Consider the following 21,252-nt stretch of genomic DNA (forward strand, 5'->3'; position numbering starts at 1 on the left):
TCGTTCCCTTCCCCCCGCACCACCCGATTTCCGTTACGACCCGTCCCGAGAACCACACCTTCGTGGGACCCATGAGAGAGCGTGCCCTGTGGCTGACGTACCTGCTGATCTTGCCGCAGTGTGGCCACGCGTCCTTGAACAACTCCTGGGTGAGGGCCGCGGTCAGGGTGTCGAGGCGAAGGACGAGCACTGGATCCGGCGCTGCCAGCCGCTGGCACTGGTCGCCGACACCGCACTGCTCGCCGTGCCCAACGAGTTCGCCAAGGGTGTCCTCGAGGGCCGGCTCGCCCCGGTGGTCAGCGAGACCCTGAGCCGCGAGTGCGGCCGCCCGATCCGCATCGCGATCACCGTCGACGACTCCGCGAACGAACCGGCCCCCGCTCCCGCCCCCGCCCCGCAGCGCTACGAGGAGCCGCAGCAGCGGTACGAGGAGCAGGAACTTCCGGGCGCGAACCAGGACCGCGACCAGCGCGAGCAGTACGACGGTTACCGGCGCCGCGAGGACGTGGCCGCGGGACGCGGCGAACACCCGGGCGGACACGGCGGATCGCACAACGGATCCCACAACGGATCGCACAACGACCAGCTCCCGACGGCCCGCCCCGCCTACCCGGACTATCAGCGTCCGGAACCGGGCGCCTGGCCGCGGCCGACGCAGGACGACTACGGCTGGCAGCAGCCCCGCCTCGGCTACCCCGAGCGCGACCCGTACGCCTCTCCCTCCAGCCAGCACGACTACCGCCCCGGCCCCCAGGACCGCCCGCAGTACGAGCAGGAGCGACCCTCGTACGACCAGGACCGTTCAAAGTACGAGCAGGAGCGGCCGTCGTACGAGCAAGAGCGTCCGCAGTACGAACAGGAGCGCTCGCCGTACGAGCAGCAGGGGCGGGGGGAGCGCCGGGAGCACTCCGAGTCCGGACACGGCACCCCCGGCACCCCCGGCGGCCCCGGCGGCCCCGGCGGCCCCGGCGGCCCCGGCGGGCATCAGAACCACGGCGGTCCGCGGCCGGGGCACTCGACGCACAGCGGTCACGGCGGTCACAGCGGTCCGGTGGGACGGGGTGTGCACGGGGCAGGGCCCGGGGCCAGTTCGCTGCCCGCCTCCAGCGGTGCGCCCGGTCCGCTCGCCGCTCAGCCGGCTCCGGCGACGGGTCCCGGTGAGCCGACGGCGCGGCTGAACCCGAAGTACCTCTTCGACACGTTCGTCATCGGCGCATCGAACCGCTTCGCGCACGCGGCCGCGGTCGCGGTCGCCGAGGCACCGGCCAAGGCGTACAACCCCCTGTTCATCTACGGGGAGTCGGGGCTCGGCAAGACCCACCTGCTGCACGCGATCGGACACTACGCGCGGAGCCTCTACCCGGGCACACGCGTGCGGTACGTGAGCTCGGAGGAGTTCACCAACGAGTTCATCAACTCCATCCGCGACGGCAAGGGCGACAGCTTCCGCAAGCGGTACCGCGAGATGGACATCCTGCTCGTCGACGACATCCAGTTCCTCGCGGACAAGGAGTCGACGCAGGAGGAGTTCTTCCACACCTTCAACACCCTCCACAACGCGAACAAGCAGATCGTGCTCTCCAGCGACCGGCCGCCCAAGCAGCTGGTGACGCTGGAGGACCGTTTGCGCAACCGCTTCGAGTGGGGCCTGATCACGGATGTCCAGCCGCCCGAGCTGGAGACCCGGATCGCGATCCTCCGTAAGAAGGCGGTGCAGGAGCAGCTCAACGCTCCGCCCGAGGTCCTGGAGTTCATCGCGTCCCGTATCTCGCGCAACATCCGTGAGCTGGAAGGGGCGTTGATCCGGGTCACGGCGTTCGCGTCGCTCAATCGACAGCCTGTGGATCTCGGTCTGACGGAGATCGTCCTCAAGGACCTGATCCCCGGCGGCGAGGACGCGGCGCCGGAGATCACGGCGACGGCCATCATGGCGGCGACCGCGGACTACTTCGGTCTGACGGTGGACGACCTGTGCGGATCCTCGCGCAGCCGCGTCCTGGTGACGGCCCGGCAGATCGCGATGTACCTCTGCCGTGAGCTGACGGACCTGTCCCTGCCGAAGATCGGCGCCCAGTTCGGCGGCCGCGACCATACGACGGTGATGCACGCCGACCGCAAGATCCGCGCGTTGATGGCGGAGCGCCGCTCCATCTACAACCAGGTCACCGAGCTCACCAACCGCATCAAGAACGGCTGACCGCCGCATCAGGAACGGCTGACAGCCGCAGCGAGAGCGTCCCAAGGGCGCCCGGAGCATCCCGCTCCGGGCGCCCTTTGCCGTGTCCGGAACCCCTGTGGAGCGGTCTCCGGAGCCCGCTGGGGAGCGGCCGCTCTTCTCCCGGGGGTCGCCGAGTGTTCGATTCCAGGTCTGCGGGAGGCTGTTCTCCACAGAAATGCGGGTCTGGGCCCGTCCACACCCTGGGGACTGGGAAGTTGTCCATACTGCGTCCACAGGCGGCCTTGGTGACAGATCATCACCGCAGGTCAGATGCCTGTGGATTCGTGGATGAAAGATCTCCACAGGCTGTGGACAACGATCTTGCCCACAAGGCGCCGGAAGCGTTGTCCACCGGCAACCCACAGGCTGAGGCCGGTTGTCCCCAGCTTTCCCCAGCTTCTCCACATGGCTGTCCACTGTTCGGCAACACAACGCGCTCTCTCACCCGGTCGAGTGAAAGGCGTCACACCAAGGTGCTTGGTTGGCCTGTGGGGAACCGGGGTAAAGCTGGGGACAGCGCTGGGGAGAACTGGCCCTGTCCTGTGTATCGGGTGTGCAGAACTTTTCTGTGTCCACAGCGGAGCCGGGTTATCCACCGCCTCCACCCACAGGACCAGTGGAAAAAATCTGGGGCTTGACCTGCGAAAACGAGGTTTTCCACGGTTTCCACAGGCCCTACTACTACTCCCACCTAGATAACCCTGGAAACTTGTCTCGAAGACGGGGCTGTGCACAACTCGCGCTTCGTCGGTCGACTGCCGCTCATCACGACTTGACCCCGAGCCGCACCGAGTGTCGGTGCCGTGCGTCAGACTGGTCCCCGGTGTTCTCCCCACCCTGGGGACGCACCGACCAAACCGACGAGAGCCCAGAGGGCTCAGCAGGCCAGCAGGGCGAGCAGCCAGGCAACAGCAGGAGGCGGCTTACGTGAAGATCCGGGTGGAGCGCGATGTACTGGCGGAGGCAGTGGCCTGGGCGGCACGCAGCCTCCCCGCCCGTCCGCCGGCGCCGGTCCTGGCGGGCCTGCTGCTGAAGGCCGAGGACGGCGCCCTGAGCCTGTCCGGCTTCGACTACGAGGTCTCGGCGCGCGTCTCCGTGGAGGCGGAGGTCGAGGAGGACGGCACGGTGCTCGTCTCCGGCCGGCTGCTCGCGGACATCTGCCGCGCCCTCCCCAACCGTCCGGTGGAGATCTCCACAGACGGTGTGCGCGCGACGGTCGTCTGCGGCTCCTCGCGATTCACACTCCACACCCTTCCTGTGGAGGAGTACCCGGCGCTGCCGCAGATGCCGACCGCCACCGGCACCGTCCCCGGCGAGGTCTTCGCCGCGGCCGCCGCCCAGGTCGCCATCGCCGCCGGCCGTGACGACACCCTCCCGGTGCTCACGGGTGTGCGGATCGAGATCGAGGGCGACACGGTCACGCTCGCCTCCACCGACCGCTACCGCTTCGCGGTCCGCGAGTTCCTGTGGAAGCCCGAGGTGCCGGACACCTCCGCGGTCGCCCTGGTCCCCGCCAAGACGCTCCAGGACACCGCCAAGTCGCTGACCAGCGGCGACAGCGTCACGATCGCCCTGTCCAGCTCCGGCGCGGGCGAGGGCCTCATCGGCTTCGAGGGCGCGGGGCGGCGTACGACCACGCGGCTGCTCGAAGGCGACCTGCCCAAGTACCGCACCCTGTTCCCGACGGAGTTCAACTCCGTGGCCGTGATCGAGACGGCGCCGTTCGTCGAGGCCGTCAAGCGCGTGGCCCTCGTCGCCGAGCGGAACACCCCGGTGCGGCTCAGCTTCGAGCAGGGCGTGCTGATCCTGGAGGCCGGTTCCAGCGACGACGCACAGGCTGTGGAAAGGGTCGACGCCCAGCTGGAGGGCGACGACATCTCGATCGCCTTCAACCCGACGTTCCTGCTCGACGGCCTCAGCGCGATCGACTCCCCGGCCGCGCAGCTGTCGTTCACGACGTCCACCAAGCCCGCGCTGCTCAGCGGCAAGCCGGCGCTCGACGCCGAGGCGGACGAGGCGTACAAGTACCTGATCATGCCCGTCCGCCTGAGCGGCTGAGCAGCTGAGCGGCTGAGCTGAGCACGGACGGATCGCGGGCCCCGGGCCGCACAGTTGAGCGGCCCGGGCCAGCAGGTGTGCCGACAGGTCCGGGCGTAGTCTCGGACGTGGGTACGAAACACCAGCACGCTAATTGAAGGATGACCTGATGGAGCTCGGTCTCGTCGGCCTCGGCAAGATGGGCGGCAACATGCGCGAGCGCATCCGCCGCGCAGGCCACACCGTCATCGGATACGACCGCAACCAGGACCTCGCGGACGTCCACAGCCTGCGGGAGCTTGTGGAGAAGCTGAAGGGCCCCCGGGTCGTCTGGGTGATGGTCCCGGCCGGTGCCGCGACGCAGTCCACCGTCGACGAGCTCGCCGAGCTGCTCGACCCGGGCGACGTCGTCGTGGACGGCGGCAACTCCCGCTGGACGGACGACGAGAAGCACGCCGAGGAGCTCGCCGCCAAGGGCATCGGCTTCGTCGACTGCGGCGTCTCCGGCGGCGTCTGGGGCCTGGAGAACGGCTACGCGCTGATGTACGGCGGCTCCGCCGACAACGTCGCGAAGGCCCAGCCGATCTTCGACGCCCTGAAGCCGGAGGGCGACTTCGGCTCCGTGCACGCGGGCAAGGTCGGCGCGGGCCACTTCGCGAAGATGGTCCACAACGGCATCGAGTACGCCATGATGCAGGCCTACGCCGAGGGCTGGGAGCTGCTGGAGGCCGTGGACTCGGTCACCGACGTCCGCGAGGTCTTCCGCTCCTGGCAGGAAGGCACGGTCATCCGCTCCTGGCTGCTCGACCTGGCCGTCAACGCCCTCGACGAGGACGAGCACCTCGACCAGCTGCGCGGTTTCGCACAGGACTCCGGCGAGGGCCGCTGGACTGTGGAAGCCGCCATCGACAACGCCGTGCCGCTGCCGGCCATCACCGCCTCCCTCTTCGCGCGCTTCGCCTCCCGCCAGGACGACTCGCCGCAGATGAAGATGATCGCGGCGCTGCGCAACCAGTTCGGCGGCCACGCGGTGGAGAAGAAGTAGCACCGCGGCACCAGGACGCGGAGTAGCCGTAGTACGCACAGAAGCAGAAGCAGAAGCAGACGCAGACGCAGTAGTACGCAGAGAACAGTCAACGGATCCACAGCCTGTGGATCCGCAGCACGCGGATCCACAGGGCTGTCCACACTTGGGGGAGGTCGGTCCACGGCCATGCACGTCACGCATCTGTCGCTGGCCGACTTCCGCTCGTACGCCCGGGTCGAGGTCCCGCTCGAACCGGGCGTCACCGCTTTCGTGGGGCCGAACGGCCAGGGCAAGACCAACCTCGTCGAGGCCGTCGGATACCTCGCGAACCTCGGCAGCCACCGCGTCTCGTCCGACGCCCCGCTGGTCCGCATGGGCGCTGAGCGGGCCATCGTCCGCGCCGCCGTCCGCCAGGGCGAGCGCCGGCAGCTGATCGAGCTCGAACTCAACCCGGGCAAGGCCAACCGCGCCCGCATCAACAGGTCCTCGCAGGTCAGACCGCGTGACGTCCTCGGCATCCTGCGCACCGTCCTGTTCGCGCCCGAGGACCTCGCCCTGGTGAAGGGCGACCCCGGCGAGCGCCGCCGCTTCCTCGACGAGCTGGTCACCGCCCGCTCCCCGCGCATGGCCGGAGTCCGCTCCGACTACGACCGGGTACTCAAGCAGCGCAACACCCTGCTCAAGTCCGCCGCCATGGCCCGCAGGCACGGCGGCCGCTCGATGGACATGTCCACGCTCGACGTCTGGGACCAGCATCTGGCCCGCGCCGGCGCCGAACTCCTCGCCCAGCGGCTCGACTTGATCGCCACGCTCCAGCCCCTGGCCGACAAGGCGTACGAGCAGCTGGCCCCCGGCGGCGGCCCGCTCGCCCTCGAGTACCGCCCGTCCGCGGAAGGCACCGCCCACAGCCGCGAAGAGCTGTACGAGCAGCTGATCGAGGCACTCGCCGGAGTCCGCAAGCAGGAGATCGAGCGCGGCGTCACCCTCGTCGGCCCGCACCGCGACGACCTCCTCCTCAAGCTCGGCCAGCTCCCCGCGAAGGGGTACGCGAGCCACGGCGAGTCCTGGTCGTACGCCCTCGCGCTGCGCCTCGCCTCGTACGACCTGCTGCGCGCGGAGGGGAACGAGCCGGTGCTCGTGCTCGACGACGTCTTCGCCGAGCTGGACGCCCGCCGCCGCGAACGCCTCGCCGAGCTGGTCGCGCCGGGCGAGCAGGTCCTGGTCACGGCCGCTGTGGACGACGACGTCCCGGCCGTCCTGGCGGGCACGCGGTACGTGGTCGCGGCCGGTGAGGTGACCCGGGCATGACGGATCAGCCCGGTCAGCCCGGTCAGCCTGACCAGTCCGGTCAGCCCGGTCAGCCTGGGGAGAACCCCAAGCCCGCCGAGCCCAGCGGTGTCGACCTGGCCCGGGTCGCGCTGCGCGCCGCGAAGGAGCAGGCCCGCGCGCGCGGCGCCGCCGCGGAGCAGAAGAAGCAGGCCAGGCGCGGCGGCCTCAGGTCGGGCGCCCGCGCGGACGGGCGCGACCCGCAGCCGCTCGGCGCCGCCATCAACCGCCTGATCACCGAGCGTGGCTGGGAGACCCCGGCCGCGGTCGGCGGCGTCATGGGCCGCTGGCCGCAGATCGTCGGCGACGACCTCGCGAAGCACTGCGTACCGCAGCGGTACGACGAAGAGGAGCGGATCCTCACCGTCCAGTGCGACTCCACGACCTGGGCGACGCAGCTGCGGCTGCTCGCGCCGCAGCTGGTGGCGCGGCTCAACCAGGACCTCGGCCACGGCACCGTGAAGCTGATCAAGGTGCACGGCCCGCAGGGCCCCGCCCGCCGCTTCGGCCCGCTGCGCGCCCCCGGCAGCACGGGCCCCGGCGACACCTACGGCTGACCGAGGCCGACCGCGGCCGAGCAAGCCGATCGATGCAGACCGCGGCCGAGCGATGCCGACAGAGGCCAGGCGGAGAGGCCGACGGAGAGGTCCGCGGAGAGGCCGGCGGAGAGGTCCGAGGAGACCCCGGCGGCGGCGCACCGACGGCCCCTTGCACCGCCCCCGGCACGCCCCACGCACGGCCAGCCAAATCGGGTGCTACCGCACCGTAGCGGAAGGTTGACAGCCCGAAGCGCTGAGTGCCGCTGTGAGCCTCTTGGAGCCCCTTTCCACATATGGGGAGTCGGCAGCGGCCGATTCAGGGCGGCACATGCGGACTCAGGTACCGCCAAACGCCCATCACTGTCGGCGCTACCGGTAGACTGAAGCCTAATCTCGCCCCATTCGTGGGGCGCGGTCAGGAAACACGCGAGAACGCTGCACCAGGCTGTCCACTCAGCCGACCACCAGTCGACACACAGAACGACGCAGCCGCTCCCGTCACACGGGAGCTCGGCTTGTGCTGTGCCAGAAAGGGCGCTTCGTGGCCGATTCCGGCAACCCCAACGAGAACATTCCGTCTCCCGCCGGCGAGAACGGCGAGGCACCGGTGTCCTACGACGCCAGCGCCATCACCGTCCTCGAGGGGCTGGACGCGGTCCGCAAGCGACCCGGCATGTACATCGGCTCGACCGGTGAGCGGGGCCTGCACCACATGGTCCAGGAGGTCGTCGACAACAGTGTCGACGAGGCTCTCGCGGGCCACGCGGACACCATCGACGTCACGATCCTCGCCGACGGCGGCGTGCGGGTCGTCGACAACGGCCGTGGCATCCCGGTGGGCATCCACCCCGTCGAGAAGAAGCCGGCCGTCGAGGTCGTCCTCACCGTGCTGCACGCGGGCGGCAAGTTCGGCGGCGGCGGCTACGCCGTCTCCGGTGGTCTGCACGGCGTCGGCGTCTCCGTGGTCAACGCGCTCTCCACCAAGCTGGCCGTCGACATCAAGACCGACGGCTACCGCTGGACGCAGGACTACAAGGGCGGCGCCCCGACCGCGCCCCTCGAACGGCACGAGGCCACCGACGAAACCGGCACGACAGTGACGTTCTGGGCCGACCCGGACATCTTCGAGTCAACCGAGTACTCCTTCGAGACGCTCTCGCGGCGCTTCCAGGAGATGGCCTTCCTCAACAAGGGCCTGACCATCAGCCTCACCGACGAGCGCGAGTCCGCCAAGGCCACCACCGGCGCCGACTCCGCCGAGGGTGCCGAGGACGACCAGGCGCGCACGGTCACGTACCACTACGAAGGCGGCATCGTCGACTTCGTGAAGTACCTCAACTCCCGCAAGGGCGACGTCATTCACCCCACGGTGATCGACGTGGAGGCCGAGGACAAGGAGCGCCTGCTCTCGGTCGAGATCGCCATGCAGTGGAACACGCAGTTCAGCGAGGGTGTCTACTCCTTCGCGAACACGATCCACACGCACGAGGGCGGTACGCACGAAGAGGGCTTCCGCGCCGCGCTGACCTCCCTGGTCAACCGGTACGCGCGGGACCGCAGGCTGATCCGCGAGAAGGACGACAACCTCTCCGGCGAGGACATCCGCGAGGGCCTCACCGCGATCATCTCGGTCAAGCTCGGCGAGCCCCAGTTCGAGGGCCAGACCAAGACCAAGCTGGGCAACACCGAGGCGAAGACCTTCGTCCAGAAGGTGGTCCACGAGCACCTCACCGACTGGTTCGACCGCAACCCCAACGAGGCCGCGGACATCATCCGCAAGGCCATCCAGGCCCAGACGGCCCGCGTCGCCGCCCGCAAGGCCCGCGACCTCACCCGCCGCAAGGGCCTCCTGGAGAGCGCCTCGCTGCCGGGCAAGCTGAGCGACTGCCAGTCCAACGACCCGACGAAGTGCGAGATCTTCATCGTCGAGGGCGACTCCGCGGGCGGCTCCGCCAAGTCCGGCCGCAACCCGGAGTACCAGGCGATCCTGCCCATCCGCGGCAAGATCCTGAACGTCGAGAAGGCCCGGGTCGACAAGATCCTGCAGAACACCGAGGTCCAGGCCCTCATCTCGGCCTTCGGCACCGGTGTGCACGAGGACTTCGACATCGAGAAGCTCCGCTACCACAAGATCATCTTGATGGCGGACGCCGACGTTGACGGCCAGCACATCAACACCCTGCTGCTGACCTTCCTCTTCCGCTTCATGCGCCCGCTGGTCGAGGCCGGCCACGTCTACCTCTCCCGCCCGCCGCTGTACAAGCTCAAGTGGGGCAAGGACGACGTGGAGTACGCGTACTCCGACCGCGAGCGCGACGCCATGGTCGAGCTCGGCAAGCAGGCCGGCAAGCGCTTCCGCGACGACACCATCCAGCGATTCAAGGGTCTCGGCGAGATGAACGCCGAGGAGCTGCGCGTCACGACGATGGACCAGGACCACCGCGTACTCGGCCAGGTGACGCTCGACGACGCCGCGCAGGCCGACGACCTGTTCTCGGTCCTGATGGGCGAGGACGTCGAAGCCCGGCGCTCGTTCATCCAGCGCAACGCCAAGGACGTCCGCTTCCTCGACATCTGAGTCGGCCGCACCAGCCGCAGCTCGAAAGGACTTTGACCAGCAATGGCCGACGAGACCACCCCGAACAACCCCGTCACGCCCGACCTGCCCACGCCCGAGGACCCCGAGGTCCCCGGCGTCGGCATGCGCGTCGAGCCCGTCGGACTCGAGACCGAGATGCAGCGCTCGTATCTCGACTACGCGATGTCCGTCATCGTCTCCCGCGCGCTCCCCGACGTCCGCGACGGCCTGAAGCCCGTCCACCGCCGCGTCCTGTACGCGATGTACGACGGCGGGTACCGTCCCGAGAAGGGCTTCTACAAGTGCGCCCGCGTCGTCGGCGACGTCATGGGTACGTACCACCCGCACGGCGACTCCTCGATCTACGACGCCCTCGTCCGCCTCGCCCAGCCCTGGTCGATGCGGATGCCGCTGGTCGACTCCAACGGCAACTTCGGCTCCCCGGGCAACGACCCCGCGGCCGCCATGCGCTACACCGAGTGCAAGATGGCCCCGCTGTCCATGGAGATGGTCCGGGACATCGACGAGGAGACCGTCGACTTCCAGGACAACTACGACGGCCGCAACCAGGAGCCGACGGTCCTGCCCGCCCGCTTCCCGAACCTCCTGGTCAACGGCTCGGCGGGCATCGCGGTCGGCATGGCCACCAACATCCCGCCGCACAACCTCCGCGAGGTCGCCGCGGGGGCCCAGTGGTACCTGGAGAACCCCGAGGCCTCCCACGAGGAGCTCCTGGACGCCCTGATCGAGCGCATCAAGGGCCCCGACTTCCCGACCGGCGCCCTCGTCGTCGGCCGCAAGGGCATCGAGGAGGCGTACCGCACCGGGCGCGGCTCCATCACGATGCGCGCGGTCATCGAGGTCGAGGAGATCCAGGGCCGCCAGTGCCTGGTCGTCACCGAGCTGCCGTACCAGGTCAACCCGGACAACCTCGCGCAGAAGATCGCCGACCTCGTGAAGGACGGCAGGATCGGCGGCATCGCCGACGTACGCGACGAGACCTCCTCACGCACCGGCCAGCGCCTCGTCATCGTCCTCAAGCGGGACGCGGTCGCCAAGGTCGTCCTCAACAACCTCTACAAGCACACCGATCTGCAGACCAACTTCGGCGCCAACATGCTGGCCCTGGTCGACGGCGTGCCCCGCACCCTCTCCCTCGACGCCTTCATCCGGCACTGGGTCAACCACCAGGTCGAGGTCATCGTCCGGCGTACGAAGTTCCGCCTGCGCAAGGCCGAGGAGCGCGCCCACATCCTGCGCGGCCTGCTCAAGGCCCTGGACGCGATCGACGAGGTCATCGCGCTCATCCGCCGCAGCGACACGGTCGACGTCGCCCGCACCGGCCTGATGCGGCTCCTGGAGATCGACGAGATCCAGGCCAACGCCATCCTCGAGATGCAGCTGCGCCGCCTGGCCGCCCTGGAGCGCCAGAAGATCACCCAGGAGCACGACGAACTCCAGGCGAAGATCAACGAGTACAACGCGATCCTTGCCTCGCCGGAGAAGCAGCGCCAGATCATCAGCGAGGAACTCGCCGCGATCGTCGACAAGTTCGGCGACGACCGCCGCTCCAAGCTCGTCCCGTTCGACGGCGACATGTCCATCGAGGACCTGATCGCCGAAGAGGACATCGTCGTCACGATCACGCGCGGCGGCTACATCAAGCGCACCAAGACCGAGGACTACCGCTCGCAGAAGCGCGGCGGCAAGGGCGTACGCGGCACGAAGCTCAAGCAGGACGACATCGTCGACCACTTCTTCGTGTCCACCACCCACCACTGGCTGCTGTTCTTCACCAACAAGGGCCGCGTCTACCGCGCGAAGGCGTACGAACTCCCGGACGCCGGACGCGACGCCCGCGGCCAGCACGTGGCGAACCTCCTCGCCTTCCAGCCGGACGAGCAGATCGCCGAGATCCTCGCCATCCGCGACTACGAGGCGGTGCCCTACCTGGTCCTCGCCACCAAGGCCGGCCTCGTCAAGAAGACGGCCCTGAAGGACTACGACTCGCCCCGTTCGGGCGGCGTGATCGCCATCAACCTCCGCGAGATGGAGGACGGCCGTGACGACGAGCTGATCGGCGCCGAGCTGGTCTCCTCCGCGGACGACCTGCTCCTCATCAGCAAGAAGGCCCAGTCGATCCGCTTCACCGCGACGGACGAGGCCCTGCGCCCGATGGGCCGCGCCACCTCCGGGGTCAAGGGCATGAGCTTCCGCGAGGGCGACGAACTGCTCTCGATGAATGTCGTCAGGCCCGGTACGTTCGTGTTCACCGCCACCGACGGCGGGTACGCGAAGCGGACCAACGTCGACGAGTACCGCGTCCAGGGCCGCGGCGGCCTCGGCATCAAGGCCGCCAAGATCGTCGAGGACCGCGGCGAACTCGTGGGCGCGCTGGTGGTCGAGGAGACCGACGAGATCCTCGCCATCACGCTCTCCGGCGGTGTGATTCGTACGCGAGTCAACGAGGTCAGGGAGACGGGCCGTGACACCATGGGCGTCCAACTGATCAACCTGGGCAAGCGCGATGCCGTGGTCGGCATCGCACGTAACGCCGAGGCCGGACGCGAGGCCGAGGAAGTCGACGGCGACGTCGACGAGTCGGACGAGCCGACCCCGGTCGACGGCACGGACGAGGGCGCAGGCACCGAGTCCGAGTAGCGCGAGGAGTGTAGGTCTTGAGTGGAGCCACGGGCGCCTCAGCAGGCACCAACGGATCGGACGGCGGCCGTGGCCCCGCCACTGACCCGCAAGGGGCTCAGGGGGGCACCGTGACGGACACCCGCGAACCACAGCCGGAGGCGTACGCGGGCGCCTCCGGCGCGGGCGCCCTCCCGAGCGAGCGCACGCCCGCCCAGGAGCAGCCCACGGCGTACCACCCGCCGCAGGCCTACCCCTCCGAGGGCGGCACGGCCCGCAAGCCCCGCACGGGCGCGCGCACGACGCCGCGTACGCGCAAGGCACGGCTGCGCGTCGCGAAGGCCGACCCCTGGTCGGTGATGAAGGTCAGCTTCCTGCTCTCCATCGCCCTGGGCATCTGCACGATCGTCGCGGCCGCCGTGCTGTGGATGGTCATGGACGCCATGGGCGTCTTCTCTACGGTCGGCGGCACGATCGCCGAGGCCACCGGCTCCAACGAGTCCAACGGCTTCGACCTCCAGTCCTTCCTGTCGCTGCCGCGCGTGCTCCTCTTCACCTCGATCATCGCCGTGCTCGACGTGGTCCTGGCCACGGCCCTCGCGACGCTCGGCGCGTTCATCTACAACCTGTCCGCCGGTTTCGTGGGCGGCGTGGAGCTGACGCTCGCCGAGGACGAGTGAGCGTCCCCGAAGGCTCCTGGGTTACCGATTTTGGGACTGGCCGCGTCGTGCGCTAATCTTCAGAGGTCAGCGCGCGGGACATACACCGCAGAGCGCGGCGGGGCTATAGCTCAGTTGGTTAGAGCGCATCCCTGATAAGGATGAGGCCACAGGTTCAAATCCTGTTAGCCCCACTTTCGAAGTGTGAGAAGAGAAGCCGTTTCCCCTGGTGGGAGACGGCTTCTCTGCGTTTGGGGTTCGTGGGGCGTCTCCCAGGCCGCTGGCCGCGCTCACTCCAGGCTGATCGCCCAGTGGTGCGAGCGCAATCCGCAGGCCCGGATGATCGTGATCGACGTGTTCGCCAAGATGCGCGGCACGTCGGCGCCGGGCTCCTCCGCATACGACGCGGATTACGCGGCCGTCGGCCATGCGAAGCGCATCGCGGACTGCTACGGGATCGCGATCGTCCTCGTCCACCACGTCCGCAAGGCCGGTTCGGACGACTTCCTCGCGGAGGTCTCCGGTACCAACGGCCTCGCGGGCGCCGCGGACGCCACGCTCGTCCTCAAGCGACCTCTACCGCCCGGCCGAGGTCGCCGATGCGCTCGGAGTCTCCGAGTGGTGGGTGAAGGAACAGGCGAGGAAGAAGCGCATCCCCTTCACTCGCCCCGGTGGGGCGTACCGCTTCACGGCGGAGCACTTCGCGGAGATCGTCCGGCTCTTCGAGGAGCGCCCTGAGAACGGGGTTGGCGGTCCGGACGTCGGGCGTCGCAAGTCGCGCCGGAAGGAACCCCGCCCGACGGAAGCGGCTTCAGGGACTCCCCTCGTGGCCCGACTTCCCCGACGCATGCGCCAGGCGCAGTGCGTCACCGCCGCGTGAGGTCGACCTCGCGTCGACCACCATGGACAACTACCGGCGGGACATCCAAGGGCACCTGCTCCCCGAGTTCGGAGACAGCCCTCTCAAGTCGATCACTGCGCGGCAGGTCAGCGCGTGGGAGAAGAGGGCCAGGGACGCGGGGTACGCGCACGAGAGCATCACGACGTACCGCTCGCGGCTGCACCTTGTTCTGGCAGATGCGATGGACGAGGGCTTGATCGACGCCAATCCGGCCACCCGCCGACGTAATAGAGGACGCCGCGCCGGCCGGATCGGCAACCGCGGCCCTGAAAAGGTGACCACGTCCCCGCTGGGAATCCTGCTCATCGCCGAGCGCATGGCGGTGCTCTCCGGCCGCGATGACGAGTTCGTCGCCAACGTCACCATCGGGTACACGGGGATGCGGTACGGCGAACTCGTCGGCCTGGAGCCCCAGTACGTACGAGACGACGAGATCCGCGTCGAACAGCAGCTCGTCGAGCTCGACTCCGGCGAACTCGAACTGGTCCCGCCGAAGGACGACAGCTACCGGACGCTGGACGCGAACGCCTGGCTCGTCGACCTTCTCCGTGCCTTCATCGCGCAGAAACAGCCGAAGCCTTGTCCCTGCCACGGCAGGGCATTCCTCTTCGACAGCTTCGGCACGGTCCGGCGCTGGGGGCGAGGCGGAGGGCCGACGCTCAAGGACGTGGCGAAGGCGGCAGGCGTGAGCACGGGCACGGTCTCGAACGTGCTCAATCACCCGGAGGTCGTCCGAGAAGAGACCCGCCTCCGTGTGACCGAGGTGATCGCCGAGCTCGACTACATGAGGGGACGAACGTCGAAGAGACAGCGGCCCACTGGCGCCGCTCGTCCTTCGGATCCGCCTCTTCTATCCGGCCGCGCACGGCAGGTACCTCCCCGAGGAAGGAAAGGGGGACAAGCTCGGGCCGCTCGTACCGATCCAGGCCGCCCCGTGCATGCCGGGCACTTTGGTTCAGGGCCGCAAGGCCGAGGCCCGGGCAACGGCCTGTTGGGCGCCGATCGCCCCGGGCCTCACGCCGCACGGCGAGCGTCACTCCCACAAGATGCACATGGAGGAGCTGGGCACACCCAAGGTCCTCATGGACGAGCGGATGGGTCACATCGACGGCTCGGTCTCGGCGCGCTACTCGCACGTCTCGGACGCGATGCGGAGCCGCCTTCTTGGGGGGGGGCTGGACACCAACTGGAACGTGGCGTTGGACGCTCGCTTGGCCATGAGCCCACGGTCAGCCGTTGGCCTACTGGACATGCTGCTGCTAGCTCGCGCGGATGAGCTTGCCGAGCAGCTCGAACCTCGGTAGAGCAGTCGACACATGTAGAGGGGTGCTTCCACTGGGAGCACCCCTCTTCTGTTGCAAGCGGCGGCGGCAGCCTCAGGGGGCTACCTGTCGGAGTCTTCGGGCGGGACCTTCACAACTCCCGCACGCTCATGGTGCAACCGTGTTCATGGTCACTCCCGATGCGTTCTGATGGTCACAATCGCCCTATTTTCAGGGCCTGTTGGCTGGTCTCAAGCCCGCGTAGACAGTCTGACGGCGCGACAGATCACCAACGAAGCCGCACCCCGGGAGGATGAATCGCGGGGCGCGGCGTGAGAGGACCGAGTGTTCGTGTCCCGTTTCAGAAAGAGAAGACCCACGGCCGTCCGTCGCATCGTTGTAGGTGCCGCCACGACCGCCCTTCTGCTGGGCTCGGGGGTGGCGAGCGCAGCCGACGATGGCTTCATATCCAACCCCGACCCGAATGCGCCGCCGTCGTCACGGCCGGCCGCCGGGCCCGAATCGCACACTAAGGCAGGTGGCGGCCGACCGGTGTCGGGTAATAACCCGTCGGCTGGACCCGCGTTCACGCAGGTCGGCGACGTGTGGCAGGTCAACAACATGACGCCCACACTCAAGAACAAGGTCACCGACCCCGACGGCGACAAGTCGACCGTCACCTTCGAGGTGTGGACGACCGATGCGGCCGGTAAGCCGAAGACCAAGGTCAACCTGAACAACGACAACCCCTACGGCGTGATCGTCTCGGAGCCCGTCGCCTCGGGCAAGAACGCGGAGATCACGGTTCCGTGGGGCAAGCTGAGCCCGGGCCAGACGTACACGTTCCACACCTCCGCGCATGACGGAAGCCTCTACGAGACGGAATGGTCCCCGTGGGCCAAGTTCAAGCTCCGTGAGCGGGCCGTGGACATCATCCTTCCCGCCCCTGACAAGGCCGCGCCGAACCCCGCGCACGACGACTCCTGGCAGCCCATGCCCGGTTGGGGCACGGTCGACTGGAGCAACCCTGCCAGGAAGACCACCAAGCCCGAGCGGGAGGAACACTGCGAGACCTCCACGGACGGCAAGAGCGAGAAGTGCCTCAACACACGGCCCGCGACCAAGGATGACCTGGAGGTGGCGGAGGAAGCCCGCTCCAAGATGAAGTCCACCCGCGCCCTGACTCCGCCCCTGCACGCGGAGTGTGAGGACGTCTCGGTCGGCAAGTACCTGTCGCTTCTCAAGCGTGACCGCGCCTGCATGTACCAAGTCCTCGATGTCAGCCTCAAGGACAAGGCGACTAACCAGGAAGAGCACTTCCAGCGGTTCCTCACGTCCTACCAGATGCAGACGGACATGGCGGGTAAGTCGATCCAGCTGTGGTCCCGGCTCACGCCGATGCCGATGCCTGAGGGCAAGAAGCCATTCCCGGCGCAGCCCGGAGCGATCAAGCTGACGATCTCTCCGCAGTGCGAGGGCTGCGAGGACAAGCCCTCGTACGACTGGTCGGGACAGCTGATGTGGGGCGGCTCCTTCGACATCGACCCGCACGAGGAGACCGGCACCGAAACGCTGACGTGGTCGGGGGCGGTCACGGACGCGGCGAGCACCAAGGACATCAAGCGCACGCTGATGATGTCGTTCGCGCCCTACGGTCAGTTCTCCACCAGTGTCCCGGGCAACTGGGACGTGAGCGAGAGCCACGGCCAGATCGGGAACCCGGCCTACGTCCGGTGCGACACGGTGTACACCAAGCCTGGGTGTGTGATGCCGCAGTACATGCCCGGCTACGTCTTCAACACCAAGAAGACCCCTGCGGCTGCTGCTCATGCATGGTTGATGCAGGAGAAGATCCGCGGTCAGGCTCCGCTGAACTATCTCCCGGACCGCCGAGGTACGACCGGCGTGCACGGTGAGCGCAACGCCTTTGACCGTGACCCGGACGCGAACCGCAAGGTGATCTGCCCGGACGGCTGGGCCAAGGACCACGGACACCCGGGGACCACCGCGGTGACGGACATCTCCTCGGGCGACCTGCCCTCTTGTGATGAGTTCACCTTCGCGGCCAGCTACCAGTCCGGCGGCATGCCCAAGGCCATGAAACCCGCGCACATTGAGGGCGGCCAGACCGCCCCGGTTGGCTCGGGCGATGAGTGCCTGCAGACGTTCTCACGGAAGCTGACGTCCAGCGGCAACTGGCACCTGTTCGACGACGACCGCCAGGCCGCCCCGACGTTCAACGAGAAGTGCGGCCGCTCGACCATGTCGGGTTGGATCAACTCCACGTCGATGAGCCGCTTCCCGGCCTTCGCGAAGAAGTTCCACCTCCTGGACCAGGACGCGTACTTCGTCAGGACTCCCGGCTTCGAGAAGTGTGATGCTTCCGGTGCCGTGGTGAAGTGCGACATCCGCTAGCAGTCCGGTAGGCATGACGGGGGGCGGCCCGAGGGCCACCCCCCGTTCCCGTTTCCGTCTCCGTTGGAGGGATCAAGATGAGTGATGGCATTGCGTGGATCGCCCGTGCTGACCTGTCGGAGTTCGGGTACTGCGTGACCCTGGCCCGAGGCATAGGCCCTGAGGAGCTGGTGGCCCGGCTCGCGCACGGTTATGAGGTTGAAGCACTGGAGGAGCTCACGGCTGATGACCTGGAAGACCGCCTGGAGACCGATGGCAGTGAGAGTTTCGCTGTGCGGTACGGGCAGACGGATGGGGGTCTTTCGTTCGCTGTGGCGCATGGAGCCTGGCCCGGGGAGATGGGCCCCGGATACACCGACGGGCTCTCAAACGGTGGCGTGGAGGTATTCCAGTTCTACTACGAGACGGAGAACCCGAAGCTGCCCCCGCCCGAATTCACGTACATGCGCGACGGTGAGTACCTGTGCAGCTTCTCCATGGACACGATCGAGGTGCAGGGGGACAGCCCCGAGCTGGTGCGCGCGTTGAGCGCCGACCTTGAGGCGGCCGGCGTCCCGAGGGAAGAAAACCGAGGCACGGCGCACGAGAAGTCCCTCATGATCGCCGGGGAGCGGTTCGGGCTTACGCTGCCCAAGGAAACCGTCCTGCAGGGGGAACTGCCCACAGCGATCATCGGGAACGCTTAACGCTCGCGGCGGGGTGGTCCGCCGGGCTCGGGACGACGGGCGAGAGTCTGCCGGATGCTGTACTCTCCCAAAATTCTCCCAAACGGTCATCTTGGGATGGGAGAGTATGCCCCTGACCTGCGCATATGAGGGTTCAGGATGGCGCCCGACCGTTCCTGATAAGGATGAGGCCACAGGTTCAAATCCTGTTAGCCCCACTTTCGAAGTGTGAGAAGAGAAGCCGTTTCCCCTGGTGGGACACGGCTTCTCTGCGTTTCGGGTTCGTGAGCGGTGTTGGTTTGCGTTGGTGTGCGGTGGTCGACGTGGGCCGGGTGGTGCTTGCTCCACAAGATGCACATGGAGGAACTGGGCACACCCAAGGTCCTCATGGACGAGCGGATGGGCTTGGCGAGCAGATCGAACAACCTCTACAAGGCAAGTGCGGGATCCTGCACCAGGTCGAGTGCGGCCTTGCTGAAGGCCCGAACACGGGCGGTGGCGCCTTCGGCGAGCCATACCAGGCCCCATTCCACTGGTGCGGCATCCGTGAAGGGCACATAGGCGACGTCGGGGCGGGCGAAGTAGCGTCTGGCGTGGGCGCCGACAGCGGCGACGCCTGCCCCTGCGCCGACGAGGGTCAGCATCTCGGTGAACGTCATGGCCGACTGGCCGAGTGCGATCGGCCGTCCGGCGGGGGTCTGGCGCGGCGTGCGATCGTCGCGCAGGGAGTTCGGCAGCGTCTCGGGAAGCTGTAGCACGGTGGCGCGGGCCAGGTCCTCCATGGAGACGGTCGTGCGGCGGGCGAAGGGGTGGCCTGTCGGGACGGCGAGCATGCGTGCTTCGCGCACCAGGACCGGCCCCATGACGATGCCGTCCTCCTGCATCGGATGGCAGGTCAGCGCGATGTCCACTTCCCCGTTGCGCAGCCACGGCAGGACTTCCGGCAGTCGTGCTTCGCGGATCTGGACGTCGCAGTCGGGGTGCCGGGTGCGGAATGCCTGCGTTGCCCCGACCAGCAGCTGGCCCGCCGCCGGCCCGTTGAAGGCGACCCGCAGCACTCCGGTCAGGCCGCGTCCGGCATCGACGGCCCGGCCGAACGCGTCGGCGATCTGGTCCCATGCGGGCCGCGTCTCCTCGTACAACTGCCGTCCCACCGGCGACAGTTCCACCCTGCGGCTGGTGCGGTGGAACAGCGGGACGCCGATGCGCCGCTCCAGTTTGGCGATCGTCTGACTGACCCGGGCCGTGGACACGTGCAGCCGCTCGGCGGTGCGGCCGAAGTGCAACTCCTCGGCGAGCGTCAGGAACGCCTCCAGCTCGTACCGCTCCAACATCCCCGCACCCCTCCATCGTTAACCCGGGCTTCACGATCGTTGCGCAGGTGCGCATTGATGCCCCGTCCGGTCCGCACCAGTATCAAAGGCGTCGGAACACCACCTGACCTGCACCGGAGAACATCATGTACGTCAACCGCGACCGCGCCCTGACCGCCCCCGCCCATGACAGCGCCGCGGTGGTCGCGGAACTCAGGGACCGCACGGAGATCACCGACGCGCTCCTCCGCTTCGGCCTCGGCCAGGACCTCAAGGACAAGGAACTGTTCGCCTCGGCCTTCGCCGCCGACGCCGAGCTGGACTTCCGCCCGGCCGCCGCCAAGTGGGGCGCCAAGCCCCCGCTGATGTCCGGACGCGACACCATCGTCACCACCATCCTGGGCATGTTCACCGGCCGGGTGGACACCACCCACCAGATCACCAACGCGCGGATCACCATCGACGGCGACACCGCCCACCTCACCGCCCTGGTGGAGGCCCAGCACCTGCTCAGCGCCGACCACACCAAGCACGCGCTCCTGAAAAACCCCTACGCCGTCGACCTGGTCCGCGACGGCGACCGCTGGGTCATCCGCCGGCTCGTCATCGACAACACGTGGTTCGTCGGCGAACCCACCGCCATCTTCGGCTGATCCCCGGACCTGCAGGACCGCGCGAGGGCAGTCCCGTCCTGCTGGCCGACCCCATACCCCTCGCTAACTCCACCCAACTCTTCCAGGAAGGTGTGCCATGAAGTCCGCAGTAATCGGCGGAACCGGGCTGATCGGGTCCAAGATCGTGGAGACCCTCGCCAAGGACGGACACGAAGCCGTACCGCACGCACGATCCACCGGCGTGGACCTCCTCACGGGCGAGGGGCTCGTCCCGGCGCTGACGGGCGTCGATGTCGTCATCGACGCGACTCAGTCGCCCACCGCCGACGCCGCCTCCGCCGACTTCTTCCGGACCGCGACGGCCAACCTCCTCACCGCGGCCGAGGTGGCCGGTGTCCAGCACGCCGTCCTGCTGTCCATCGTCGGCGTGGACCGGGTGCCCGACCTCGGCTACTACCGGGCCAAGGTCCTGCAGGAGGAGCTGTTCAAGGCCGGACCGGTCTCCTACTCCATCGTCCGCGCCACCCAATTCTTCGAGTACATCGACGAGATCATGTCCTGGACTGCTGAGGGCGACACCGTCCGGCTGCCCACCACCCTGCTGCAGCCCATCGCCGCCGCCGATGCCGCGCGCGCAGTCGCCGACATCGCCACCGGCGCGCCCCTCCACGGCATCCGCGACGTCGCCGGTCCCGACGTCCTCCCCCTGGACGAGCTCGGCAGGATCACCCTCGCCGTCCACGGCAACGGCCGTGCCACCCTCACAGACGACACCGCTGGTCCCTTCGCCGCCGCATCCGGCGACGCCCTCACCGCTACAGATGGCGCGCACATCGCCCCCACGCACTACCGCGACTGGCTCGCCGCCTGATCGCGATCTGATCCTGTTAGCCCCACCAGCACGAAGGCCCCCAACCACCTTGGTGGGGGGTCTTCGGCGTTCCTGGGGGCGGGTGCGCGGGGCGCGGTGCGGGGTCCGGTGCAGGGCGGCGTCACCTGGCCCGGACATGGCTGAGCGCACCGTTCCCGTGCGGGAGGGCGGTGCGCATGCGAGCGGC

16 protein-coding genes and 1 tRNA gene are annotated in these 21,252 nt (G+C 68.3%); 16 read left to right on the forward strand and 1 reads right to left on the reverse strand.

All coding sequences use genetic code 11. The features are described from left to right. The first annotated feature begins 88 nt into the window (after positions 1-88). The 14 genes from dnaA (at position 89) to QIT00_RS18820 (ending at position 18,288) form a co-directional block, all read left to right on the forward strand. Positions 89-2,197 (forward strand): chromosomal replication initiator protein DnaA, encoded by a 2,109-nt coding sequence (dnaA, locus tag QIT00_RS18755; RefSeq protein WP_282536439.1) that lies wholly within the window; start codon positions 89-91, stop codon positions 2,195-2,197. A 948-nt stretch (positions 2,198-3,145) separates the two neighbouring features. After that, positions 3,146-4,276, forward strand: coding sequence for a DNA polymerase III subunit beta (dnaN, locus tag QIT00_RS18760; RefSeq protein ID WP_282536440.1), 1,131 nt, complete (start codon positions 3,146-3,148; stop codon positions 4,274-4,276). A 148-nt stretch (positions 4,277-4,424) separates the two neighbouring features. Next, positions 4,425-5,300, forward strand: a complete 876-nt coding sequence (gene gnd, locus QIT00_RS18765; RefSeq protein ID WP_282536441.1) for a phosphogluconate dehydrogenase (NAD(+)-dependent, decarboxylating) — start codon at positions 4,425-4,427, stop codon at positions 5,298-5,300. Positions 5,301-5,468: 168 nt separating this feature from the next. Next, positions 5,469-6,590 carry a DNA replication/repair protein RecF gene (gene recF / locus QIT00_RS18770; RefSeq protein WP_282536442.1) on the forward strand — a complete coding sequence of 374 codons (1,122 nt, stop codon included), beginning with the start codon at positions 5,469-5,471 and terminating at the stop codon, positions 6,588-6,590. Then, the gene (locus QIT00_RS18775) at positions 6,587-7,165 is read left to right on the forward strand and encodes a DUF721 domain-containing protein (RefSeq protein WP_282536443.1); all 579 of its coding nucleotides are present in this window, start codon (positions 6,587-6,589) and stop codon (positions 7,163-7,165) included. The genes recF and QIT00_RS18775 overlap by 4 nt, the downstream gene beginning before the upstream one ends. Before the next feature lie 499 nt (positions 7,166-7,664). Further along, positions 7,665-9,725 (forward strand): DNA topoisomerase (ATP-hydrolyzing) subunit B, encoded by a 2,061-nt coding sequence (gene gyrB, locus QIT00_RS18780; protein WP_282536444.1) that lies wholly within the window; start codon positions 7,665-7,667, stop codon positions 9,723-9,725. A gap of 42 nt (positions 9,726-9,767) precedes the next feature. Further along, positions 9,768-12,386 carry a DNA gyrase subunit A gene (gene gyrA / locus QIT00_RS18785; RefSeq protein ID WP_282536445.1) on the forward strand — a complete coding sequence of 873 codons (2,619 nt, stop codon included), beginning with the start codon at positions 9,768-9,770 and terminating at the stop codon, positions 12,384-12,386. 17 nt (positions 12,387-12,403) lie between these two features. Beyond that, a complete protein-coding gene (locus QIT00_RS18790; protein ID WP_282536446.1) occupies positions 12,404-13,045 on the forward strand; it encodes a DUF3566 domain-containing protein in 642 nt (213 codons plus the stop codon). A 99-nt stretch (positions 13,046-13,144) separates the two neighbouring features. Continuing rightward, positions 13,145-13,218: transfer RNA gene (locus QIT00_RS18795), tRNA-Ile, on the forward strand. Between the two features lie 10 nt (positions 13,219-13,228). Further along, positions 13,229-13,762, forward strand: a complete 534-nt coding sequence (locus QIT00_RS38955; protein WP_408909798.1) for an AAA family ATPase — start codon at positions 13,229-13,231, stop codon at positions 13,760-13,762. After that, positions 13,650-13,904 carry a DNA-binding protein gene (locus tag QIT00_RS38960; protein ID WP_408909799.1) on the forward strand — a complete coding sequence of 85 codons (255 nt, stop codon included), beginning with the start codon at positions 13,650-13,652 and terminating at the stop codon, positions 13,902-13,904. Before QIT00_RS38955 ends, QIT00_RS38960 begins: the two co-directional genes overlap by 113 nt. Before the next feature lie 22 nt (positions 13,905-13,926). Next, complete coding sequence (locus QIT00_RS18810) at positions 13,927-15,201, forward strand: LacI family DNA-binding transcriptional regulator (protein ID WP_282536447.1); 1,275 nt, start codon at positions 13,927-13,929, stop codon at positions 15,199-15,201. 607 nt (positions 15,202-15,808) lie between these two features. Further along, positions 15,809-17,602: a hypothetical protein gene (locus QIT00_RS18815; RefSeq protein WP_282536448.1), complete on the forward strand. Its 1,794-nt coding sequence runs from the start codon at positions 15,809-15,811 to the stop codon at positions 17,600-17,602. A gap of 77 nt (positions 17,603-17,679) precedes the next feature. Continuing rightward, positions 17,680-18,288, forward strand: a complete 609-nt coding sequence (locus tag QIT00_RS18820) for a DUF6461 domain-containing protein (RefSeq protein WP_282536449.1) — start codon at positions 17,680-17,682, stop codon at positions 18,286-18,288. A 407-nt stretch (positions 18,289-18,695) separates the two neighbouring features. On the opposite strand, the gene QIT00_RS18825 is transcribed toward QIT00_RS18820, so the two are convergent. Then, positions 18,696-19,601, reverse strand: a complete 906-nt coding sequence (locus QIT00_RS18825) for a LysR family transcriptional regulator (RefSeq protein WP_282536450.1) — start codon at positions 19,599-19,601, stop codon at positions 18,696-18,698. Positions 19,602-19,726: 125 nt separating this feature from the next. On the opposite strand from QIT00_RS18825, the gene QIT00_RS18830 reads away from it, so the two are divergent. Both QIT00_RS18830 and QIT00_RS18835 read left to right on the forward strand, forming a co-directional pair. Beyond that, positions 19,727-20,233, forward strand: coding sequence for a nuclear transport factor 2 family protein (locus QIT00_RS18830; RefSeq protein WP_282536451.1), 507 nt, complete (start codon positions 19,727-19,729; stop codon positions 20,231-20,233). Positions 20,234-20,330: 97 nt separating this feature from the next. After that, the gene (locus QIT00_RS18835) at positions 20,331-21,065 is read left to right on the forward strand and encodes an SDR family oxidoreductase (RefSeq protein ID WP_282536452.1); all 735 of its coding nucleotides are present in this window, start codon (positions 20,331-20,333) and stop codon (positions 21,063-21,065) included. Positions 21,066-21,252: the final 187 nt, after the last annotated feature.

Source organism: Streptomyces luteolus (genome assembly GCF_029968015.1).
GTDB lineage: Bacteria > Actinomycetota > Actinomycetes > Streptomycetales > Streptomycetaceae > Streptomyces > Streptomyces luteolus.

Bases quoted from the DNA above. Each gene is read 5' to 3' on its own strand.
- gnd (WP_282536441.1), top strand. From the start codon at position 4,425: ATGGAGCTCGGTCTCGTCGGCCTCGGCAAGATGGGCGGCAACATGCGC.
- recF (WP_282536442.1), top strand. From the start codon at position 5,469: ATGCACGTCACGCATCTGTCGCTGGCCGACTTCCGCTCGTACGCCCGG.
- QIT00_RS18775 (WP_282536443.1), top strand. From the start codon at position 6,587: ATGACGGATCAGCCCGGTCAGCCCGGTCAGCCTGACCAGTCCGGTCAG.
- gyrA (WP_282536445.1), top strand. From the start codon at position 9,768: ATGGCCGACGAGACCACCCCGAACAACCCCGTCACGCCCGACCTGCCC.
- QIT00_RS18810 (WP_282536447.1), top strand. From the start codon at position 13,927: ATGGACAACTACCGGCGGGACATCCAAGGGCACCTGCTCCCCGAGTTC.
- QIT00_RS18815 (WP_282536448.1), top strand. From the start codon at position 15,809: ATGACGCCCACACTCAAGAACAAGGTCACCGACCCCGACGGCGACAAG.
- QIT00_RS18820 (WP_282536449.1), top strand. From the start codon at position 17,680: ATGAGTGATGGCATTGCGTGGATCGCCCGTGCTGACCTGTCGGAGTTC.
- QIT00_RS18825 (WP_282536450.1), bottom strand. From the start codon at position 19,601: ATGTTGGAGCGGTACGAGCTGGAGGCGTTCCTGACGCTCGCCGAGGAG.
- QIT00_RS18830 (WP_282536451.1), top strand. From the start codon at position 19,727: ATGTACGTCAACCGCGACCGCGCCCTGACCGCCCCCGCCCATGACAGC.
- QIT00_RS18835 (WP_282536452.1), top strand. From the start codon at position 20,331: ATGAAGTCCGCAGTAATCGGCGGAACCGGGCTGATCGGGTCCAAGATC.